This is a genomic window from uncultured Stenotrophomonas sp. (assembly GCF_963519125.1).
In the GTDB taxonomy this organism is placed as follows: domain Bacteria; phylum Pseudomonadota; class Gammaproteobacteria; order Xanthomonadales; family Xanthomonadaceae; genus Stenotrophomonas.
In genome coordinates this window covers 154,057-174,172 of sequence record NZ_CAUQLJ010000006.1, presented here as the reverse complement: position 1 = coordinate 174,172, position 20,116 = coordinate 154,057, and the positions used below count along the sequence as shown (strand labels likewise).

General features: G+C 67.0%; 19 protein-coding genes. 14 read left to right on the top strand and 5 right to left on the bottom strand.

Features of this window, described 5'->3' with window-relative positions; all coding sequences use genetic code 11:
- Nucleotide 1: 1 nt before the first annotated feature.
- The 3 genes from RYM47_RS07095 to RYM47_RS07085 form a co-directional block, all read right to left on the bottom strand.
- Nucleotides 2-397 (bottom strand): low affinity iron permease family protein, encoded by a 396-nt coding sequence (locus tag RYM47_RS07095; RefSeq protein WP_315386829.1) that lies wholly within the window; start codon nucleotides 395-397, stop codon nucleotides 2-4.
- Nucleotides 398-470: 73 nt separating this feature from the next.
- A complete protein-coding gene (locus RYM47_RS07090; protein ID WP_315386828.1) occupies nucleotides 471-803 on the bottom strand; it encodes a hypothetical protein in 333 nt (110 codons plus the stop codon).
- A 196-nt stretch (nucleotides 804-999) separates the two neighbouring features.
- Nucleotides 1,000-1,452, bottom strand: coding sequence for a nucleoside deaminase (locus tag RYM47_RS07085; protein ID WP_315386827.1), 453 nt, complete (start codon nucleotides 1,450-1,452; stop codon nucleotides 1,000-1,002).
- Nucleotides 1,453-1,523: 71 nt separating this feature from the next.
- Between RYM47_RS07085 and ubiE the strand changes: the two genes are divergently transcribed.
- The 3 genes from ubiE (at nucleotide 1,524) to RYM47_RS07070 (ending at nucleotide 5,133) form a co-directional block, all read left to right on the top strand.
- Nucleotides 1,524-2,285 carry a bifunctional demethylmenaquinone methyltransferase/2-methoxy-6-polyprenyl-1,4-benzoquinol methylase UbiE gene (gene ubiE / locus RYM47_RS07080; RefSeq protein ID WP_315386826.1) on the top strand — a complete coding sequence of 254 codons (762 nt, stop codon included), beginning with the start codon at nucleotides 1,524-1,526 and terminating at the stop codon, nucleotides 2,283-2,285.
- 93 nt (nucleotides 2,286-2,378) lie between these two features.
- A complete protein-coding gene (locus tag RYM47_RS07075) occupies nucleotides 2,379-4,310 on the top strand; it encodes a M1 family metallopeptidase (protein ID WP_315386825.1) in 1,932 nt (643 codons plus the stop codon).
- Between the two features lie 91 nt (nucleotides 4,311-4,401).
- Nucleotides 4,402-5,133, top strand: coding sequence for a hypothetical protein (locus RYM47_RS07070; RefSeq protein ID WP_315386824.1), 732 nt, complete (start codon nucleotides 4,402-4,404; stop codon nucleotides 5,131-5,133).
- Between the two features lie 182 nt (nucleotides 5,134-5,315).
- On the opposite strand, the gene RYM47_RS07065 is transcribed toward RYM47_RS07070, so the two are convergent.
- A complete protein-coding gene (locus RYM47_RS07065) occupies nucleotides 5,316-6,254 on the bottom strand; it encodes a carbohydrate kinase family protein (RefSeq protein WP_315386823.1) in 939 nt (312 codons plus the stop codon).
- Between the two features lie 283 nt (nucleotides 6,255-6,537).
- On the opposite strand from RYM47_RS07065, the gene RYM47_RS07060 reads away from it, so the two are divergent.
- From RYM47_RS07060 to RYM47_RS07025, 8 genes are all read left to right on the top strand, one after another.
- The gene (locus RYM47_RS07060; protein ID WP_005419402.1) at nucleotides 6,538-7,584 is read left to right on the top strand and encodes a rod shape-determining protein; all 1,047 of its coding nucleotides are present in this window, start codon (nucleotides 6,538-6,540) and stop codon (nucleotides 7,582-7,584) included.
- Nucleotides 7,585-7,716: 132 nt separating this feature from the next.
- Nucleotides 7,717-8,775 (top strand): rod shape-determining protein MreC, encoded by a 1,059-nt coding sequence (gene mreC, locus RYM47_RS07055; protein WP_315386822.1) that lies wholly within the window; start codon nucleotides 7,717-7,719, stop codon nucleotides 8,773-8,775.
- A complete protein-coding gene (gene mreD / locus RYM47_RS07050) occupies nucleotides 8,772-9,257 on the top strand; it encodes a rod shape-determining protein MreD (protein WP_070208914.1) in 486 nt (161 codons plus the stop codon). Before mreC ends, mreD begins: the two co-directional genes overlap by 4 nt.
- Nucleotide 9,258: 1 nt before the next feature.
- On the top strand, nucleotides 9,259-11,322 hold the full coding sequence (gene mrdA / locus RYM47_RS07045) for a penicillin-binding protein 2 (protein ID WP_315386821.1): 2,064 nt from the start codon (nucleotides 9,259-9,261) through the stop codon (nucleotides 11,320-11,322).
- Complete coding sequence (rodA, locus tag RYM47_RS07040; protein ID WP_315386820.1) at nucleotides 11,319-12,431, top strand: rod shape-determining protein RodA; 1,113 nt, start codon at nucleotides 11,319-11,321, stop codon at nucleotides 12,429-12,431. The genes mrdA and rodA overlap by 4 nt, the downstream gene beginning before the upstream one ends.
- Nucleotides 12,432-12,941: 510 nt before the next feature.
- Nucleotides 12,942-14,087 (top strand): lytic murein transglycosylase B, encoded by a 1,146-nt coding sequence (gene mltB / locus RYM47_RS07035; RefSeq protein ID WP_315386819.1) that lies wholly within the window; start codon nucleotides 12,942-12,944, stop codon nucleotides 14,085-14,087.
- Nucleotides 14,084-15,334 carry a septal ring lytic transglycosylase RlpA family protein gene (locus RYM47_RS07030; RefSeq protein ID WP_315386818.1) on the top strand — a complete coding sequence of 417 codons (1,251 nt, stop codon included), beginning with the start codon at nucleotides 14,084-14,086 and terminating at the stop codon, nucleotides 15,332-15,334. The genes mltB and RYM47_RS07030 overlap by 4 nt, the downstream gene beginning before the upstream one ends.
- A gap of 101 nt (nucleotides 15,335-15,435) precedes the next feature.
- Nucleotides 15,436-16,653, top strand: a complete 1,218-nt coding sequence (locus RYM47_RS07025; RefSeq protein WP_315386817.1) for a D-alanyl-D-alanine carboxypeptidase family protein — start codon at nucleotides 15,436-15,438, stop codon at nucleotides 16,651-16,653.
- Between the two features lie 47 nt (nucleotides 16,654-16,700).
- Here the strand turns inward: RYM47_RS07025 and RYM47_RS07020 are convergent, their stop codons facing one another.
- The gene (locus RYM47_RS07020; protein ID WP_315386816.1) at nucleotides 16,701-17,765 is read right to left on the bottom strand and encodes a lipid A deacylase LpxR family protein; all 1,065 of its coding nucleotides are present in this window, start codon (nucleotides 17,763-17,765) and stop codon (nucleotides 16,701-16,703) included.
- Between the two features lie 190 nt (nucleotides 17,766-17,955).
- Here RYM47_RS07020 and RYM47_RS07015 point away from each other — a divergent pair, with 190 nt between their 5' ends.
- Genes RYM47_RS07015 through lipA form a run of 3 tightly spaced genes read left to right on the top strand, consistent with a single transcriptional unit; the run spans nucleotide 17,956 to nucleotide 19,935 of the window.
- Complete coding sequence (locus RYM47_RS07015) at nucleotides 17,956-18,234, top strand: DUF493 family protein (protein WP_315386815.1); 279 nt, start codon at nucleotides 17,956-17,958, stop codon at nucleotides 18,232-18,234.
- A gap of 11 nt (nucleotides 18,235-18,245) precedes the next feature.
- Entirely contained in the window at nucleotides 18,246-18,932 is a 687-nt protein-coding gene (gene lipB / locus RYM47_RS07010; RefSeq protein ID WP_315386881.1) for a lipoyl(octanoyl) transferase LipB, read from the top strand.
- On the top strand, nucleotides 18,925-19,935 hold the full coding sequence (gene lipA / locus RYM47_RS07005) for a lipoyl synthase (RefSeq protein ID WP_315386814.1): 1,011 nt from the start codon (nucleotides 18,925-18,927) through the stop codon (nucleotides 19,933-19,935). The genes lipB and lipA overlap by 8 nt, the downstream gene beginning before the upstream one ends.
- Nucleotides 19,936-20,116 lie beyond the last annotated feature (181 nt).

The following is a 20,116-nucleotide window of genomic DNA, read 5'->3' as shown; positions in this document are numbered from 1 at the left end:
CTCAACCGCCCTCGCGACGCTTCTGCAACGTCTGGTTGGCCCTGCGCGCCATGTCTTCGTAGGTGCGGCGGATTTCCTCCAGCCGCTCCTCGTCCATTTCTTCCAGGTCCAGCAGTTCGTTGTTGGCCTCGGCCGTCACCCGGATCAGCTCATCCAGCTTGATCTGGATGGCGGCGGTGTCGGCGTTCTGGCTGTGCTGGATCAGGAACACCATCAGGAAGGTAATGATGGTGGTGCCGGTGTTGATCACCAGCTGCCAGGTATCGTTGAATTTGAATACGGGCCCGCTGAGGGCCCAGATCACCACGATGCTGACTGCGCCCAGGAAGGTCCATGGCGTACCCGCCGCATAGGAGGCCTTCTTCGCGACGAGATTGAAGATGCTGCGGAGTTTCATGGGCACCGGATCGGGTGAATCTGCGTTGCGCCATGATGGGCCCGGCCGACGTGTACGCGCCGTGCAGTCTCGGTCAGGCGCGCGCACCCAGGCGAGGGCGGGCGTTCTGGTCGTGCTGGCTGCGGAGATACACGTTCTCCCACACCTGCTCAACGAATTCGCGCGCTTCGGCTTCGGTCAGGCGCGGCATGATCTGGTAGGCAAAGTGCGCCTGGAAGGCTTCGTCCCGTTCCTTGTCGCCCGCGCGCGGATGGGAGATGAGCGAGTCGCAGGCGAACTTGATCCAGGGCACGTAGTGCCCGAAGGACGGCAACTTCAGCTTGCCCTCGCCATGCTGGGCGCGCCAGTAGTTGATCTCGGCATCGACGTTGATCACGTCTGGAATGGACAGCGGCACGGAAGACATGGTTGCGTCGATTCACAGGGTAAGAAGGCCACCCGATGATGCGTAACGCGCAGTGCATGGGGTGTCACGGCGATGTGCAGCGGGCGTGCGGATGGCGCTGCGTGGCTGAAGTGTTCATGACTACGGCGCGGCGACGGTTGGAGCAGATGGCGCGTCTGGCCCGCATCGTGCGCGACCGCGCACGATGCGGCCCGGGTCATTCGCCGATATCTTCGTTCCAGACCTCGGGGTTAGCCGAAATGAACCCGCCGAGCAGGTCGATGCATTCCTGGTTCTGCATGTCGATCACCTGCACGCCGGCCTCGCGCAGCCAGTCGATGCCGCCCTGGAAGGTGACCGACTCGCCCACCACCACGGTGCCGATGTTGAACTGGCGCACCAGCCCGCTGCAGTACCAGCAGGGCGCCAGGGTGGTGACCATGATGGTGTCCTGGTAACGGCGCTGGCGGCCCGCCTTGCGGAAGGCATCGGTCTCGCCATGCACCGACGGGTCGCCTTCCTGGACGCGGCGGTTGTGGCCGCAGCCGAGCAGGCGCCCATCGTTGTGGTACAGCGCCGCGCCGATCGGGATGCCGCCCTCGGCCAGGCCCTGGCGGGCTTCGGCAATGGCGGTTTCGAGCAGGGCGGCGTAGTCGGGGGTGCTGATCATGGGCAGTCCATTGAAGTGAAGGGGGCATCATAAGGTGCCGCAGACCGGCCGGCGGTGCGATAATCGGCGGCATGAGCGAATCCCCCTACAAGACTGGCACCACCCATTTCGGCTTCCGTGACGTAGCCGCCTCGGACAAGCAGAAGCTGGTGGGCGAAGTGTTCACCTCGGTCGCGCGCAACTACGACCTGATGAACGACCTGATGAGCCTGGGCGTGCACCGGGCGTGGAAGCGCTACTACGTGGCGACCGCGCAGGTGAAGCCGGGCGACCGCGTGCTCGACCTGGCGAGCGGCACCGGCGACATCGCCGCCCTGCTGAAGGAGCGCGTCGGCGCCGAGGGCTCGGTGGTGCTGGGCGACATCAACGCCGGCATGCTGTCGGTCGGCCGTGACCGCCTGACCAACCGCGGCCTGGTGCTCGGCCTGGACTACGTGCAGTGCAACGCTGAAGCCCTGCCGTTCCCGGACAACAGCTTCGACCTGGTCACCATCGCCTTCGGCCTGCGCAACGTGACCGACAAGGACGCCGGCCTGCGCGAGATGTACCGCGTGCTGAAGGTGGGCGGCCAGGCCCGCGTGCTGGAGTTTTCCGAAGTCACCGCGGACTGGTTCAAGCCGATCTACGACTTCCACTCGTTCAAGATCCTGCCCAAGCTCGGCAAGCTGTTCGCCCGCGACGCCGACAGCTACCAGTACCTGGCCGAAAGCATCCGCAAGCACCCGCCGCAGGAAGCGCTGAAGACCATGATGGGCGAGGCCGGGTTCGCGCGCTGCCACTACAAGAACCTGACCGGCGGGATCGTCTCGATCCATTCGGGGTACAAGATCTGATTGAACGTAGCGCCGGGCTCTGCCCGGCGCGTCCGTATTCAGGATTCGGGAGGGGGTAAACTGGCGGTTTCACCCCTGATCGGTCCCGATTCAATGCGATCTCCGTTCCTGCTGATTCCCCTGGCCGTCGCGCTTGCCGCCGGCTGCTCCAAAGAGCCCGCCGCCCCGACCGCGGCCCCCGCCGCCCAGCCGAGCGCCGCCAACGCCGTGAAAGCCGCCAACCGCAGCCACGATGAAAGTTCCTACGCCGAGCCGGACAAGGTCGTCATCCAGGACCTGGCGCTGGACCTGAAGCTGGACTTCGACGCGAAGCAGATCGGTGGCACCGCCACCTACACGCTGGACTGGAAGGACAAGGCGGCGAAGCAGCTGGTGCTCGACACCCGCGAGCTGACCATCGAGAAGGTCGAAGCGCTGGGCGCCGACGGCAAGGCCACGCCGCTGCAGTTCGTGCTGGCGCCGGCCGACAAGGTGTTCGGCAGCAAGCTGACCATCGAAGCGCCGGAACAGCCGGGCAAGGTGCTGGTGACCTACCACACCGCACCGACCGCCTCGGGCCTGCAGTGGCTGGAGCCGTCGATGACCGAAGGCAAGCAGCTGCCCTTCATGTTCAGCCAGTCCCAGGCCATTCACGCGCGTTCGTGGGTGCCGCTGCAGGACACGCCGAGCGTGCGCTTCACCTACAGCGCGCACGTGACCTCGCGTCCCGACGTGATGGTGCTGATGAGCGCCGACAACGACCCGAAGGCCGCGCGTGACGGTGATTACACCTTCAAGATGCCGCAGCCGATACCGTCCTACCTGCTGGCGATCGCCGCCGGCGACCTGGTGTTCGAGCCGATCTCCGGGCGTTCGGGCGTGTGGGCCGAACCGACCATGGTCGGCAAGGCGGCCAAGGAGTTCGAAGACACCGAGAAGATGATCGGTGCGGCCGAGAAGCTGTACGGCGAGTACCGCTGGGGCCGCTACGACATGCTGGTGCTGCCGCCGTCGTTCCCGTTCGGCGGCATGGAAAACCCGCGCCTGACCTTCGCCACCCCGACCGTGATCGTCGGCGACAAGTCGCTGGTCTCGCTGGTCGCCCACGAACTGGCGCACAGCTGGTCGGGCAACCTGGTGACCAACGCCAGCTGGAAGGACATCTGGCTCAATGAAGGCTTCACCACTTACGTCCAGGGCCGCATCACCGAAGCCCTGTACGGCAAGGAAATGGCCGAGATGGAGAAGCAGATCGACCAGACCGACCTGCTGGCCGAAGTGAAGGACATGAGCCCGGCTGACCAGGCACTGGCGCTGCCGCCGCTGAACGAGCGTGATCCCGACGAAGCGCTCAGCCAGGTCGCCTACGTCAAGGGTGCGTGGTTCCTGGAATTCCTGGAGCAGCGCTTCGGCCGCGAAACCTTCGATCCGTTCCTGCGCGGCTGGTTCGATGACCACGCCTTCCAGAGCGCCAACACCGACCAGTTCGTCGAGTACCTGAAGAAGAACCTGCTGTCCAAGAAGCCTGGCGCGGTCACCGACGCCGAACTGAAGGCATGGCTGGACGAGACGGGTATTCCGGCGTTCGCCACCAAGGCACGTTCGCGCAACTTCTCCATCGTCGACACCGCGCGTATTGCCTGGCAGGGCAGCGACAAGCTGCCGAACGCGCAGATCACCAGCGAATGGGGCACCCAGGAATGGGTCCACTTCATCGACGGCCTGGGCAAGACCCTGCCGGTGGAGAAGCTGGCCGCGCTGGACCGCGCCTACCACTTCACCGGCACCGCCAATGGCGAAATCGCCATGCGCTGGTACCCGCTGGCAATCAGCAGCGGCTATGCCGAAGCCAATGAGGCGGCTGGTGCGTTCATCGAGCGCGTGGGCCGTCGCAAGCTGATCCTGCCGATCTACGCCGAACTGGTGAAGACTCCGGAAGGCCTGGCGTTCGCCAAGGCAGCGTTCGAAAAGGCCAAGCCCAGCTACCACCCGATCACCACCGCATCGGTGCAGGACATGCTGGACAAGGCAAGCGCCGGCAAGTAACCGCCGGGCTGCGCGTTGAACGAAAACGGCGGGGGAAACCCCGCCGTTTTTCTTTGTAAACTCGGGGCAATCCCTGGAACCGGACCTGCCGATGAAACGATTGATCCTCGCCGCCGCCTGCGCGTTCGCCCTGGCCGCGTGCAGCAACCCCGAGGAAGAGCGCAGGGCGCAGGAAGCTGCCGATGCTGCCGCCCGGGCGCAGAAGGAACAGAAGGCCGAAGGCGTGGCCAAGCAGTACGACATGGCCGTGGCCGCGCAGGACTGGGAGCGCGCGCGCATCCACGGCGGTTCGCTGCTGGACCAGTACAAGGACACCGACGTGGCCGCGCGGATCGAGCCGGGCTACGCCGAGGTGAAGGCCAAGGCTGAAACCGCGCGCGAACTGCGCCGCATGCAGGGCCTGTGGCAGTACAACCAGATGCCGGTGGGCAACAAGGGCAACCAGGTCTCGGCCTCGATCTACAGCAAGGAGCGCGTGGACGTGGACGGCAGCGGTCCCAAGCCGGTGCAGCTGATCTTCCGCGACCACCCGGAGTGGAAGCGCCACGCCTACCTGGTGCTCCAGGCCGGTGATTTCCGCTGCCCGCAGTGCACGGTCAAGGTTACCGTGGACGACGGCAAGCCGATCAACATGGCCGCCTGGCGCCCGAAGACCGACGAAGCCATCGCCATGTTCATCACCGACCAGAAGGCGCTGTGGAAACTCGCCCGCAAGGCGAAATCGATCAGCATCGAATTCCCGGTCAAGGCCGGCGGCACCCGCACCGCCGTCTTCGAAACCGGCGGCGTAGACGCCAGCCGCATGCCAAATTGGTGGAATTGACCGAACGGTGATCCACCGCGCGGAAAGCAGCCGGGCAGGGCCCGGCTCTACCGGTATCCCGTCTGGTGGAACAGCCCCCTTCTGTTAAGGGGGCGCGCCGACAGGCGCGGGGATAGGTGGAATGCAATGGGGCCCGCAATTCGCCAATGGCGAATTGTGGGCAGCGTTTGATCGCAACGCGATCAAACGTTCAACGAGTAACCGAATTGCTGTTTGAACTGTTCGTTGAACTCGTCGAACGTAAAGCGCTGGTTCTGCGTGCCCGGGTGCTCCACCTTCAGCGCGCCCATCAGGTTGCCCATGCGGCCGATGGTCAGCCAGTCGTAGCCCTTCTGGATGCCGTAGATCAGGCCGGCGCGGAAGGCGTCGCCACAGCCGGTCGGGTCGACCACGCGGCGCTCGTGCGCCGGCGGGATGTCGTAGCTCTTTTCCGGGGTGTGGATGACCGCGCCCTTCGGGCCGCGGGTGGTGATGTAGGCCTTGACCCGGCTGACGATCTCTTTCTCGTCCCAGCCGGTGCGTTCCTGCAGCAGGTTCGACTCGTAGTCGTTGACCACCACGTAGTCGGCCTGCTCGATGAACTCGCGCAGTTCCGGGCCGTTGAACAGCGGCATGGCCTGGCCCGGGTCGAAGATGAACGGGATGCCGTCTTCGTGGAATTCCTGCGCGTTCTGGATCATGCCTTCGCGGCCGTCCGGGCCGACCAGGCCCAGGGTCACGCCCGGTACGCCACGCACGTGGTTCTCGTAGGAACGCATCATCGCGCCCGGGTGGAAGGCGGTGATCTGGTTGTTGTCGTGATCGGTGGTGATGAACGCCTGCGGGGTGAACAGCTCATCGATCACGCGCACGCGCGACAGGTCGATGCCCAGGCCTTCGAAGTACTCGCGGTACGGGCCGAAGTCCGAACCCACGGTGCCCATCGGGATCGGCTGGCCGCCCAGCAGGTGCAGGTTGTAGGCGATGTTGCCGGCGCAGCCGCCGAACTCGCGGCGCATGCGCGGCACCAGGAAGGACACGTTCAGGATGTGCACCTTGTCCGGCAGGATGTGATTCTTGAACTGGTCCGGGAACACCATGATGGTGTCGAAGGCAAGAGAACCACAGATCAGAGCGGACATCGATGTAAGCCTATGCGGTGAATTTTGGGGTGGGCCGGCCCGGTTCGGCGGGCAAGCAAACGGCGCCCTTGGGCGCCCGACGGCGCAAAGGTTACCCGCTGGTGCCGCTCAGGGCCAGAACCGGGTGAGACCCGATCAGGCCGAAAGCCTGTGAAGACGCGGGTTCAGCTAGTTTTTTCCTTGCTCGGCGGCAGGCGGGTTGCTAGGCTTGTCGGCCTCGATTTCTGCCCATTTTTTCGCCATCCCGCGGCGGGCACGACACCCCTCAGGACTCCTTCCTCAGATGTTCAAGAAACTCCGTGGCATGTTCTCCAACGACCTGTCCATCGACCTGGGCACGGCCAACACCCTCATCTACGTGCGCGGGCAGGGGATCGTGCTGAACGAGCCATCGGTCGTGGCCGTGCGTCAGGACCGTGCCATCGGTGGCACCCGCTCGGTGGCAGCCGTAGGCGCCGAAGCCAAGCAGATGCTTGGCCGTACCCCGGGCCACATCACCACCATCCGCCCGATGAAGGACGGCGTCATTGCCGACTTCACCTATACCGAGGCGATGCTCAAGCACTTCATCAAGAAGGTGCACAAGTCGCGCGTGCTGCGCCCGAGCCCGCGCGTGCTGGTCTGCGTGCCGGCCGGTTCGACCCAGGTCGAGCGCCGCGCGATCAAGGAATCGGCCGAGGAAGCCGGTGCCCGTGACGTGTTCTTGATCGAAGAGCCGATGGCCGCCGCGATCGGCGCCGGCATGCCGGTGACCGAAGCGCGTGGCTCGATGGTCATCGACATCGGCGGCGGCACCACCGAAGTGGCGGTGATCTCGCTCAACGGCATCGTCTATTCGGCGTCGGTCCGCATCGGTGGCGACCGCTTCGACGAGTCGATCACCAACTACGTGCGCCGCAACCACGGCATGCTGATCGGTGAAGCCACCGCCGAGCGCATCAAGGTCGAGCTGGGCTGCGCCTACCCGCAGGCGGAAGTGATCGAGATGGAAATCTCCGGCCGCAACCTCGCCGAGGGCGTGCCGAAGATGATCAAGATCAGCTCCAACGAGGTGCTTGAAGCCCTGCACGAGCCGCTGTCGGGCATCGTCAGCGCGGTCAAGCTGGCGCTGGAACAGACCCCGCCGGAGCTGTGCGCCGACGTCGCCGAGCGCGGCATCGTGCTGACCGGTGGCGGCGCGCTGCTGCGCGACCTGGACCGCCTGATCTCCGAGGAAACCGGCCTGCACGTGCAGGTGGCCGACGACCCGCTGACCTGCGTGGCCCGCGGTGGCGGTCGTGCGCTGGAGCTGGTGGACATGCACGGCAACGAGTTCTTTGCGCCGGAGTAATCCGTACCGGTCCTGTGTCGTGGACGCGCCCCTGCGGCGTGATGCCCACTGCGTGCCTGCCACGCCGGGCATCGCAGCGCCGGGGCGTTGTCGCATCCGCTCCCTCTACATCCTGATCAATCGAAACCGCTCGTGCCGCCCTACGCCGGTCCTCCCGTAGCCTCCCGCCAAGGGGATGCCAGCAGCCCCCTGCGGCTGCTCGCCTACCTGGCCCTGGCCATCACCCTGATCGTGCTTGACGACCAGGCTGGCTGGCTGGCGCGTGCCCGCGCCCAGGCCAACGTGCTGGTGCAGCCGGTGTGGGCCCTGGCCGGCCTGCCGGGCCGGCTGGGCACCCAGGTCAAGGACAACGCCGCCAGCCACGGCCAGCTGGTCGACGAGAACCGGCAGCTGCGCAACCAGCTGCTGATCGCCAATGCGCGCCTGACCCGCCTGCAGACCGCCGCGCTGGACAACGCCCAGCTGCGCGAACTGCTCAACGTGGCCGAACGCAGCGGGCTGGACGTACAGCTGGCGCCGATCCTGGACATCGACCTGGATCCGGTGAAGCAGCGCCTGGTGCTGGCCGCGGGCAGCCGCGACGGCGTGCACCTGGGCCAGGCAGTGATCGACGCTGGCGGCCTGATGGGGCAGGTGATCGCTACCACCGGCGGCTCCGCCACCGTGCTGCTGCTGACCGATCCCGACCACGCGGTACCGGTTACCGTGGCCCGCAACGGCGTGCGCCTGATCGTGTACGGCCGCGGCGACACCCTCGAATTGCGCGACATCCCGCTCAGCGCCGGGGTGGAAGTGGGCGACGAGATCGTCACCTCCGGCCTCGGCGGCCGCTTCCCGGCCGGCTTCCCGGTCGGAAAGATCACCGCCCTGCGCCCCGACGACACCCACGCCTTCCTGGTCGGCGAGCTCAAGCCCGCAGCGCAGCTGGACAGAGGCCGCGACGTATTGTTGTTGCGCCCCGGCGCAGCCATCCGCGTACCTCCCAACCTGCAGCTTTCCGAAGCCGCAGGCGGTCCGGCAATTGGCACGCCTGCGGCGCGCGAATTGCCTCAGCCAAATTCGCCTGCGGCGAACCCGGCTGCCGGGGGGGCATCCCACCTTGACCCCGCGCCTTCGGCGCGCCCCCTTGAACAACAAGGGGGCTCTCCTCCAGATGCGCCTGCTCCCGCTCCAACGGGGCCCACCCCATGAGCCGCCTGCGCGACAAACCCTGGGTGCTCCCGGTCAGCATCGTGCTCGCACTGCTGCTCGGCCTGCTGCCGCTGCCCGAACTGCTGCAACCCCTGCGCCCCTACTGGCTGGCGCTGGTGCTGGCGTACTGGGTGATCGAAGCGCCCGACCGGGTCGGCCTCGGCGTGGCCTTCAGCTGCGGTGTGATCGCCGACCTGCTGTATGGCGGCGTGCTCGGCGAACAGGCGCTGCGGCTGGTGATGCTCACCTTCATCCTGCAGCGCTTCCGCGCGCGCATCCGCTTCTTCCCGATGTCGCAGCAGGTGCTGGCGATCGGCGGCCTGCTGTTCAACGACCGCATCGTCAGTGCCGTGGTCCATATCGCAGTAGGCGAACCGACCTTGCCGTGGTCGTACTGGTGGGCGCCGCTGCTGGGCATGGGTCTGTGGCCGCTGGTGTTCGTGCTGCTCGACGCGGTCCGCTTCGGACGTCGCGGGCGCTGACATGTACGTGCGCCGCCATGCCAAGAACCCCCACGCCGAAGCCGAGCAGTTCCGGCGCCGCGCCGCGCTGGGCTTCCTCGGCGTGCTGGTCTGCCTGCTGGGCCTGGGCGGCTGGTACTTCAAGCTGCAGGTGCTGGACCACGACATCTATGCCACCCGGTCGGAAGCCAACCGGATCAAACCGCGACCGGTGGTGCCCGGGCGCGGCATGATCTACGACCGCAACGGACGACTGCTGGCCGAGAACGTGCCCGCGTTCCGGCTGGACATCACCCCGGACAAGGTCAAGGACATGGACGCCACCCTGGCCGGGCTGGCGACGATCCTGACCATCAGCCCGGAAGACATCGAGACCTTCAACAAGTCTCGCAAGGCGCGCCGCAGTTTCCTGCCGGTGACCCTCAAGCTGCGCGTCACCGATGAGGAAATGGCGCGCTTCGCGGTGGACCGCTGGCGCTACCCCGGCGTCGAGCTCGAACCCTACCTGACCCGTCGCTATCCGTACGGCGACCTGTTCGCGCACATCATCGGGTACGTCGGCCGCGTCGACGACAAGGACCTGGAGATCCTCGGCGAAGGCAATGCCGCGCTGACCCACATCGGCAAGTCCGGGCTGGAGCGCTATTACGAGCAGGAACTGCGCGGCAAGGTCGGCTACGAGCAGGTCGAGACCAACGTGCAGGGCCGCGCCATCCGCACCATCGGCCGGGTCGCCGCGCAGTCCGGCAGCGACCTGCGCCTGTCCATCGACGCTGACCTGCAGCGCGCGATGGTCGCCGCCTTCGGCGAGTTCGAAGGCTCGGCGGTGGCGATGGACCCACGCACCGGCGAGGTGCTGGCGATGGTCAGCCTGCCGTCGTACGACCCCAACCTGTTCGTCAACGGCATCTCGCACGCCGACTTCAAGGCGCTCAACGACAATCCGTCGCGACCGCAGTTCAATCGCCTGGTGCTCGGTGGCGTGGCCCCGGGTTCGACGATCAAGCCGCTGATCGGCCTTGCCGGCCTGGACAGCGGTACCCGCCGCCCCGAGGACAAGATCCTGTCCACCGGCATGTTCTACCTGCCGGGCACCTCGCGCGGCTGGGGCGACGCCAACCGCGGCGGCCACGGCTGGACCGACCTGCGCAAGTCGATCACCCAGTCGGTCAATACCTATTACTACAAGCTCGCCCTGGACATGGGGATCGAGAAGTTCGACCACTACATGGGCTACTACGGCTTCGGCGAGCCCACCGGGATCGACCTGACCGGCGAGATCGGCGGCATCCTGCCGTCACCGCAGAACAAGGCGAAGGCGCGCAAGGAACGCTGGTACCCCGGCGACACGGTGAACGTCAGCATCGGCCAGGGCGACTGGAAAGTGACCCCGCTGCAGCTGGTGCACGGCGTCGGCGGCATCGCCAACGGCCAGTTGCGCACCCCGCACCTGGTGATGCAGCAGCGCGAAGGGTTCGACGCCGACTGGGTGGCCACCCCCGCCGGCGCCAGCAAGCCGGTCAGCCCCAGCCCGGGCAACCTGCAGGCCGTGCGCGAGGGCATGATGGGTACCATGCGCCCCGGCGGCAGCGGTGCGCGTGCCGCGGCCGGCGCGCCGTACACCATCGCCGGCAAGACCGGCACCGCCCAGGTGATCAGCCGCCGCGGTACCGCAGCGGTGAATCCCAAGAGCCTGCCGATGCACCTGCGCCACCGTTCGTTGTTCGTGGGCTTTGCCCCGGCCGAAAACCCGGTGATCGCGCTGGCCATCGCCGTGGAAGGTGGCGGCTACGGCGGCTCGGCGGCTGCACCGATCGCGCGCAAGCTGTTCGACGCCTGGCTGCTGGGCAAGATGCCCGAAGGCATGGAGCCGCTGGACAGCGCCCGCGGCACCACGGCGATCGGCATGACCCCGTTTGAAGGCGACAGCGCCGCGCGAGAGGCCGGTGATCTCGCCGCTGCCGCGCTGGAGTCGTTGCCAGTGCTCGTCGGCCTGCCCGAACCGGCGCCCACACCAGCGCCGTTGCCCGGCGCACCGCTGGCGCCTGCCGCCGCCCCGCCGACGCCCCCGGAGCGCACCCGATGAAGGATTTCCTGCGCTGGGCGACCGACATGGTCGTGCGCTTCTGCAGCACCCTGGATTGGGTGCTGTGCCTGGCCCTGGGTGCCTTGATGTTGATCGGCCTGTCGGTGCTCAAGAGCGCTGGCGGCGATGGCCTGGTGTTCGCCCAGGCCGCGCGTTTCGCGGTGGGGCTGGCCGCGCTGTGGATGATTTCACGGGTGCCGATCCTGCGCATCCGTTCGGCCACGCCGCTGATCTATGCAATCTCGATGATTCCGCTGCTGGCCGTGTTCGTGCTCGGCACCGGCAAGTACGGCCGCCAGTGGCTGGACCTCAAACTGTTCTACCTGCAGCCGGCCGAGCTGCTCAAGGTCAGCCTGCCGATGATGGTGGCCTGGTACCTGCACCGCATGCCACTGCCACCACGCTTCAACACCGTGCTGGTGAGCGCGGTCATCATCGGCGTGCCGACCGGCCTGGTGATGCTGCAGCCGGACTTCGGCACCGGCGTGCTGATCGCGGCCAGCGGCGCCTTCGTGCTGCTGCTCGCCGGCCTGCCCTGGTGGTGGGTGGGTGTGGCGGTGGGCGGCGCGGCCGCGGCGGCACCGGTGGCCTGGATCTGGCTGCTGCGGCCGTACCAGAAGGACCGCATCATGATGTTCCTGGACCCCGAGAGCGACGCGCTGGGCGCCGGCTGGAACATCATCCAGTCCAAGATCGCGATCGGCTCCGGTGGCCTGGACGGCAAGGGCTGGGGGCAGGGCTCGCAGTCGCACCTGAATTTCATTCCGGAACAGACCACCGACTTCGCCTTCTCGGTGCTGAGCGAGGAGTTCGGCTGGATCGGCGTGGCCACCGTGCTGGCGCTGTACCTGGTGGTGATCGGGCGCTGCCTGTGGATCGCCTCGCAGTCGCGCGACTCGTATTCGCGCCTGCTCGCCGGCGCCACCGGCCTGGCGTTCTTCGTCTACGTGCTGGTCAACGGCGGCATGATTTCCGGCCTGTTGCCGGTGGTGGGCGTGCCGATGCCGCTGATCAGCTACGGCGGCACCTCGGCGGTCTCGTTGCTGGCCGGGTTCGGGCTGGTGATGGCCGCCCGCGCCCACCAGCCGGTGCACGGCGGCTACAGCTGAGCGGCGACATTCTGTCGCGCTGCAGATATGTCTAGTCAAAACGGCGGCGGAATATACGTTGGGTTTTGCGCAATCCGGCCGTTGGATCGTTACTAATGTGCTGAAACCGGCAGCATCCGTGCAGGAGGTGTCAACGACCCGACGGGAAAGTGGGATGACGCGCACAGTTATGAATGCGCTTGATCACGATCAATGGACTTGTCGTAAACGGCCTGCACAATGGCGGCCCGCAAGCAGCTGCGCGTCGTGCCAAGCGAGGCGCCAGGCGCTGCGGGACGTAGTTGACCTAACGGGTACAGGGGGTGCGACGTTGCGCTGGGGAGTAGCGCGTCGCGCTGGTATCGACCTGGTCGGTAAGCCGGTTGCGTCCATGGGGATGGGGACGCAACCGGCGATACCTTGGCACGACCTCTACACACGCTCTTAACGAATTGGCGGTTGTCTGCGCAAATCGTTGGGATTCATGGTGTTAGGGGTTTTATTTCATCTTTGACCTGCTAACCTGCGGCGATGATTCGACGCACTTTGGCTTGCATGCTCACGCTCGGTCTGGTCGCCTGCGCGACCCAGCCGCAGTCCCCATCACCGCCGCCGCAGGCGTCGGGTGCGCCCAACAAACCGGGCGTGGCCCACAAGGGGCCTGCCGAAGCTGCGCCGGAAGGTGCTGCGGCCACCGCCCCGCCGGTCGATCTGACCCCCGTTCCGTTCGAAACCGCCCGCGCCAACTTCGTGCGCGACACCGCTGCGCGCTACGGCATTCCAGCCGCCCAGATCGAAGCCACCCTGGCCCAGGCGCAGGTGCGCGACCCGATCATCGCGGCGATGTCGCGTCCGGCCGAGCGGGTCAAGCCGTGGAACGAGTACCGGCCGATGTTCATCAGCCAGGCGCGGATCGATGGAGGAAAGAAATTCCTGGCCCAGCACCGCGACGAGCTGATGCGCGTGCAGCAACGTACCGGCGTGCCGGCCGAAGTGATCGTGGCGATCATCGGCGTGGAAACCAGCTACGGCGGCAATACCGGCAGTTACCGCGTGCTCGACGCGCTGTACACGCTCGCCTTCAATTACCCGCGCAGCGGCGACCCGGCCAAGCTGGAGCGCGAAGTGCGTCGCGAGCTGTACTTCCGCGACGAACTGGCGCGCCTGTTCGCGCTCACCCGCGACGAGAAGCTGGACATCCTCGCGATCAAGGGCAGCTATGCCGGCGCCATGGGCATGGGCCAGTTCATGCCGTCCAGCTATCTGGATTTCGCCGTGGACGGCAACGGCGACGGTCGCCGCGACCTGTTCAACAGCTTTGATGACGTGTTCTCCTCGATCGCCAACTACTTCGTCAAGAAGGGTGGCTGGGTACGCGGCGGTCCGGTCGCGGTGCCGGCCACGCTGGCCGCCGGTCGCGCACCGTTCGACCCGACCGACTGGACCCCGAGCTGGACCCTGTCCGAGCTGGCCCAGCGCGGCTACCAGCCCAGCGTTCCGGTCGCCGCGGGTCTGACCGCCACCCCGATCACGCTGGAGGGCAGCACCGGCAAGCAGTACTGGCTGGGCTTCCAGAACTACTACGCGATCACCCGCTACAACCTTTCCAAAATGTACGCGATGGCCGTGTACCAGTTGTCCCAGGCCATTGCCGGACAGGAGTTGCCGCCGGCATGAACGTATTCGCACGCTGCAGATGGGTGGTCCCCAGCCTGCTGATCCTGGCCCTGGCCGCCTGCAGCAGTGCACCGAAGAAGCCGCCGGCCGCCAGCGTCGGCGGTGGCAAATCCAGCGGCACACTGGTGCAGGGCGCGGGCAAGGGCAGCCGCCCGGCGCATTGCCCGGAAGGCTCGCCGTACAAGGCGGCAACCGAGGATCCCAGCACGCGCGGCAACTACCGCGCCGGCGGGCTGTACAAGCCCGGCGTGAACGACAGCACGCCCACCTACATTCCCAACGTGGCCTGCATTCCCGAGCCGGACGTCGTCGACCTGCCGCGTTCGCCGGTCGGCAACAAGACACCGTATGCGGTACTCGGCAAGCAGTACCAGGTCATGGACAGCACCCGTGGCTACGCAGAGAAGGGCACCGCGTCGTATTACGGCGCCAAGTTCCATGGCCGCCTCACCTCGAACCGTGAGGTGTACGACATGTACGCCTTTACCGCCGCGCACAAGACCCTGCCGCTGCCGAGTTTTGCGCGGGTGACCAACCTGGACAACGGCGAGTCGGTGATCGTGCGGGTCAACGACCGTGGGCCGTTCCATGACGGCCGGGTGGTCGACCTCAGTTATGCCGCGGCCGTGCGGCTGGGCATCACCCAGCGCGGCACCGGTAATGTGGAGATTCGCGCGCTGCAGCCGGGCGACGACAACCTGTTGGCCGACAAACCCTCGCGCCGCGAGCGCCGTGCCATTGCCGCCGCCGCTGCCGCGCCGGTAGCCGCCGCCGCGCCGCCGCCCAAGCGCGCCAGCGACATGGACCGGCTGGTCGGCGCTCTGCCGCCACCGTCGCCGCGCCCGGTCGGCAACGCCCAGCCTGCGGCCACCCAGGCTGCCTCGCTGGAGACAGGCCCCGTCACGGTGAGCACCCTGCCGCCGGCTGCACCGGTGGTGGCGGCTGCGCGCCCGGCCCCCACGGTTGTACGCCCGGCGCCTGCGCCGACGCCGAGTGCGTCGCTGCAGGAGCAGGTCGGCTACGTATTGCTGCAGGTGGCCAGCTTCGCCAGCCGTGAAAACGCAACCCGCGCGCTGGGCCAGTTGTCTTCGGCCGGCATCGTCGGCGCCAGCATCAGCGACATTGTCAGCGGGGGTCGTACCCTGTGGCGCCTGCGCGTACCCGCTGCCGACACGGCCAGCGCCTCGGAACTTGCCGGTCGCATTGCCGGTCTGGGATTCGGGTCGCCCCAGATCGTAAAAGAGTGAATGCGGCCAGGCCGGGCACGCCTGCGCGTGCGGCCACCCCATGGCCCTACAATGGCCGTCCCCTGTAATCCCCTTGGCGCCTTCCTGGAGCTTGCTGTCCGATGAAATTCCGCTTTGCCGCTGCTGCCCTGGCCACGACCCTGTTCGTGGGCATGGTCTCCGCCCAGACCCCCCTGCCGACGCCCGCCCCGGCACCTGCTCCCGCCGCCGCCGCGCCGGCCACCGTGGCCACCCCGCCGGCGCCCAAGCCCAGCGTGTCCAAGGCCTGGATCCTGATGGACTACGCCACCGGCCAGGTGCTGGCGGGCGAAAACATCAATGAACAGCTGGCGCCGGCCAGCATCACCAAGGTGATGACCTCGTACGTGGTCGCCGCCGAAGTGAAGAATGGCAAGGTCCGCACCGACGACCAGGTGATGATGAGCGAGCGCGCCTGGCGCGAAGGCGGCGCAGGCACCGACGGCAGCTACAGCGGCTTCCCGGTCAACCAGACCGCACGCCTGGAAGACATGGAAAAGGGCATGGCGATCCAGTCGGGCAACGACGCGGCGATCGCCCTGGCCGAACACGTGGCCGGCAGCGAAGAAGCGTTTGCCTCGCTGATGAACAGCTATGCCGCCAAGATCGGCATGAAGGACTCGCACTTCGTCAACGCCCACGGCCTGAGCGCCGAAGGCCACCACACCACCGCCTACGACCTGGCGCTGCTCGGCCGCGCGTTCGTGCGTGACTACCCGGAAACCTACGCCTACAACAAGGTGAAGGAATTCACCGTGGGCAGCATCACCCAGCCCAACCGCAACCTGCTGCTGTGGCGCGACCAGAGCGTGGACGGCATCAAGACCGGCCACACCTCGGAAGCCGGTTACTGCCTGATGAGTTCGGCGCAGCGCGGCGACCAGCGCCTGATCGCGGTGGTGCTGGGCGGCTCTTCGGAAAAGCAGCGCGCCGACGACAGCCTGGCGCTGCTCAACTGGGGCTTCCGCTTCTTCGAAACGCACCGCATGTACGAGCCGGGCAAGGCCGTGGCCGAGCACAAGGTGTGGAAGGGCACGGCCGACAAGCTGCAGCTGGGCGTGGCCCAGCCGCTGCTGGTGAGCGTGCCGCGCGGCCGCTACAACGATCTGAAGCCGAGCATCGACGTGCCCAAGACCCTGGAAGCGCCGTTCACCGCCGGCCAGGAAGTGGGGACGCTGAAGGTGACCCTGGACGGCAAGGTGGTGGCCCAGGCTCCGCTGGTGGCCGTGGCCGCCGTGGAGGAAGCCGGGTTCTTCAAGCGCCTGTGGGACAGCTTCTGGATGTGGTGGGAATCGGAATAAAAAAAAGACCGGCAAAAGCCGGTCTTTTTTTGCGTCACGCCGGCCGTTTACAACGACCGGCTGATGGTGAAGGACCCATAGATCGGCGACTGGTCCTGCAGGTCGAACTCGCGGGTGCTGTGGTAGCGGGCGAGGGCGAACTTCCAGCGGTTGTACATCACCGCCAGACCGTAGCCGGCCTGGCCGACGACGTTGCGCTTGTCCACGCTGTGGCTGTTGCGGAAGGTGTTGCCGTCCAGGGTGATGTCGCGGATCACCCAGGCGGCGTCGGTGGTGGCAAACAGGTGGAACGACCAGCCACTGGACTTGCCGCCGCGGGTGGGCGCGGTGTTCTCGCCCGCCGGGCGCAGCGGGGTGCTGCCGAAATCGTCCGGCAGCTTCCAGCCGAAGCGCACTTCGCCGCCGGCGTTGACGTGGGTGGCCAGGTTGCCGACCGCGCCGCCGTAGTGGCTGATCGCATCCCAGCCCCACCCGCTGAGGTTGTCGGTGGCGTCGGCCGGCCAGCGGCGCATGCGCTCGTGGGTCAGCATCACCACCGGCTCGTTGTGCAGCTGGTTGTCCCAGCCCTGGAATTTCTCGTCGCCCAGCGCGTCGTGCACGGCATCCTGCACTTCCTTGCCCAGCGCCAAGGGTCCGACCACGCCCAGGGTGAGCTGGGTGGTCTGCAGGCGATCGCCGCGGCGTGCGTTGTAGCCGAAGCTGCCGACCAGCACGCCGGCATAGGGACGGTCGTCCTCGATCACGTCGCGGCGGGTGAAGTCCTTGGGCGTGTAGATCTGCTGGGCGAAGCTGAAGATCATGTTCTGCTGCTCGAATTCGCCGGGGGCCAGGCGTTCGAGGTGGCGGTTGACCCAGCGCGCCAGCCGCGGCAGGCAGGGGTCGTCGGTGTAGTCGACCAGGTTGGGCGAGACCAGCGTGATCTGGGCGCCGTTGGTATAGCCCTGGTCCTGGTCGGCGCCACCGAACAGGTCGTTGTCGACGCGGAAGTTGATCTGGGGGGGATGCTCGCTCATCGCATCCGGTCCACATTGTTCGGCGGCCTGTACGGCGGGCGCGGCCAAGGCAAGCACACCGGCGAGTGCGGCCGGCAACGCAAAGGGCTTCAACTGCATGGTGATCCCGCTGATGGTTTATCCACTTTTAAGCGGGTGCAGCGTAGTCAGGGTGTGAGGTCATCTCAACGCCGCGCATGCACTGGATCGTTTTGTTGATGAACGCCGATCTTCACGTAACGTTGGGCGCCACTGTGCGCACGTTCCGGCAGGGCTTGGGTTCCGTCGTTTCCATCCCCATAATCCGGCCATGGAAATCAAGTCTGACAACCCCGAACACGGCTTCCAGTTCCCCGGTCAGTTCGAGCTCAGCGCGATGGGCGCGGCGAACATCGGTCTGGAGCACGAACTTCCGCTGCTGCTGCAGGCAGCCGGCATTGAAGTGCTCAAAGAGCGCATCAACTGGAAAACGTCTTCGAACGGCAAGTATGTGTCGGTGAAGCTGGTCTTCAAGGCCGACAACCGCGAGCAGCTCGACGCCGCCCATGAGGCGCTGCGCAACCATCCGGAAGTGAAGTGGACCCTGTAGCCGTCTGTGCGCTGGACGCCGCTGCCCCCGGGCAGAGGGCGGCCCGGCGGGCCATCGTGCGCGACCTCGGCCGGCAGGCCTACGCGCCGGTGTGGCATGCGATGCAGCGTTTCACCGACGCGCGCACCGACGACACGCCCGACGAGCTGTGGGTGGTCGAGCACGACCCGGTGTTCACCCTGGGCCAGGCCGGCAAGGACGAGCACGTGCTGGCGCCGGGCGACATTCCGGTGCTGCACGTGGACCGCGGCGGCCAGGTGACCTACCACGGGCCGGGCCAGATCGTGGTCTATCCGCTGCTGCAGCTGCGCCGGCTCGGTATCGGGGTGCGCGATTACGTGTGTCGGATCGAGCAGGCCATCATCGATACCCTGGGCGAATGGAATATCGGGGCTGAACGGCTGGACGGTGCGCCGGGGGTGTACGTGGGCGGGGCCAAGGTGGCCGCGCTGGGCATCCGGGTCCGCCGGGGCTGCACTTTCCATGGCCTGGCCTTCAATGTGGCGATGGACCTGGAACCGTTCCACCGCATCAATCCCTGCGGCTACCAGGGGCTGCAGGTGACCTCGGTGGTAGACTTGGGGGGACCGTCCGGCGTGGCGGCCGTCACGCCGGTACTGATGGGCCACCTGGCCCGCCAGTTCGGCCTGGACCTCCAGCCCGCCGCGGACCTGCCCGATCTGACTGACCATGACTGAAACCACCGCTCGCATCATTCCCCTGCAGGTCGTGCAGGGCGACACGCCGTCCGCCGCGCCGTTGCAGGCGGGGGTCAAACAGCTGGGCGGCGACAAGATCGGCCGTTCGCCGGTGCAGTTCGCCGACGCGCCGGTGCTGCGCAAGCCGTCGTGGATCCGGGTCCGGATTCCGTCGGGCAACGCGGTGCAGACGCTGAAGGCCAAGCTGCGCGAGAACCGTCTGGTGACGGTCTGCGAAGAGGCCAGCTGCCCGAACATCCACGAGTGCTTCAGCCACGGGACGGCGACGTTCATGATCCTGGGCGAGGTCTGCACGCGGCGCTGTTCGTTCTGCGACGTGGCGCATGGCCGGCCGAAGCCGCCGGACGCGGGCGAACCGGCCAGTCTGGCGCAGACCGTGGCGGACATGGGCCTGAAGTACGTGGTGGTGACCAGCGTGGATCGCGATGATCTGCGCGACGGCGGTGCGCAGCATTTCGCGGACTGCATCGGGGCGATCCGGGCGAAGTCGCCGAACACGCGGATCGAGGTGCTGACCCCGGACTTCCGTGGCAAGGGCCGCATGGAACGGGCGCTGGACATCCTGGCGACGAACCCGCCGGATGTGTTCAACCACAATATCGAAACCGTGCCGGACCTGTACCGCAATGTGCGGCCGGGCGCGGACTACCAGTGGTCGCTGACGCTGCTGAAGAACTTCAAGGCGCAGCACCCGTCGATCGCGACCAAGTCGGGGATCATGCTCGGCCTGGGCGAGGAGATGGACCAGGTGCGGGCGACGATGCGCGACCTGCGCGCGCACGACGTGGACATGATCACGATCGGCCAATACCTGCAGCCGACCGCGCACCACCACCCGGTGCTGCGCTACTGGACCCCGGACGAGTACAAGGCGCTGGAAGACTACGGCTACGAGCTGGGCTTCAGCCACGTGGCCTCCGGCCCGATGGTGCGCTCCTCGTACCACGCCGACGTGCAGGCCAAGGGCGCAGGCGTCGCCTGACTTTCCGGGTGGGTCCGCGCTTAGAGCGGGGCGCCTCCGTGTCCCGTGCTGGGCCGAGGGCGGGTAGCCCCGTCCGGGACACGCCGTAAACCCATCCATGGGGGCTTGGTCGCGGCATCCATGCCGCTCACAGTCCCGGCCGGGGCTACCCGCCCTCGGCCCCGTAGAGTCCCATTCGGGC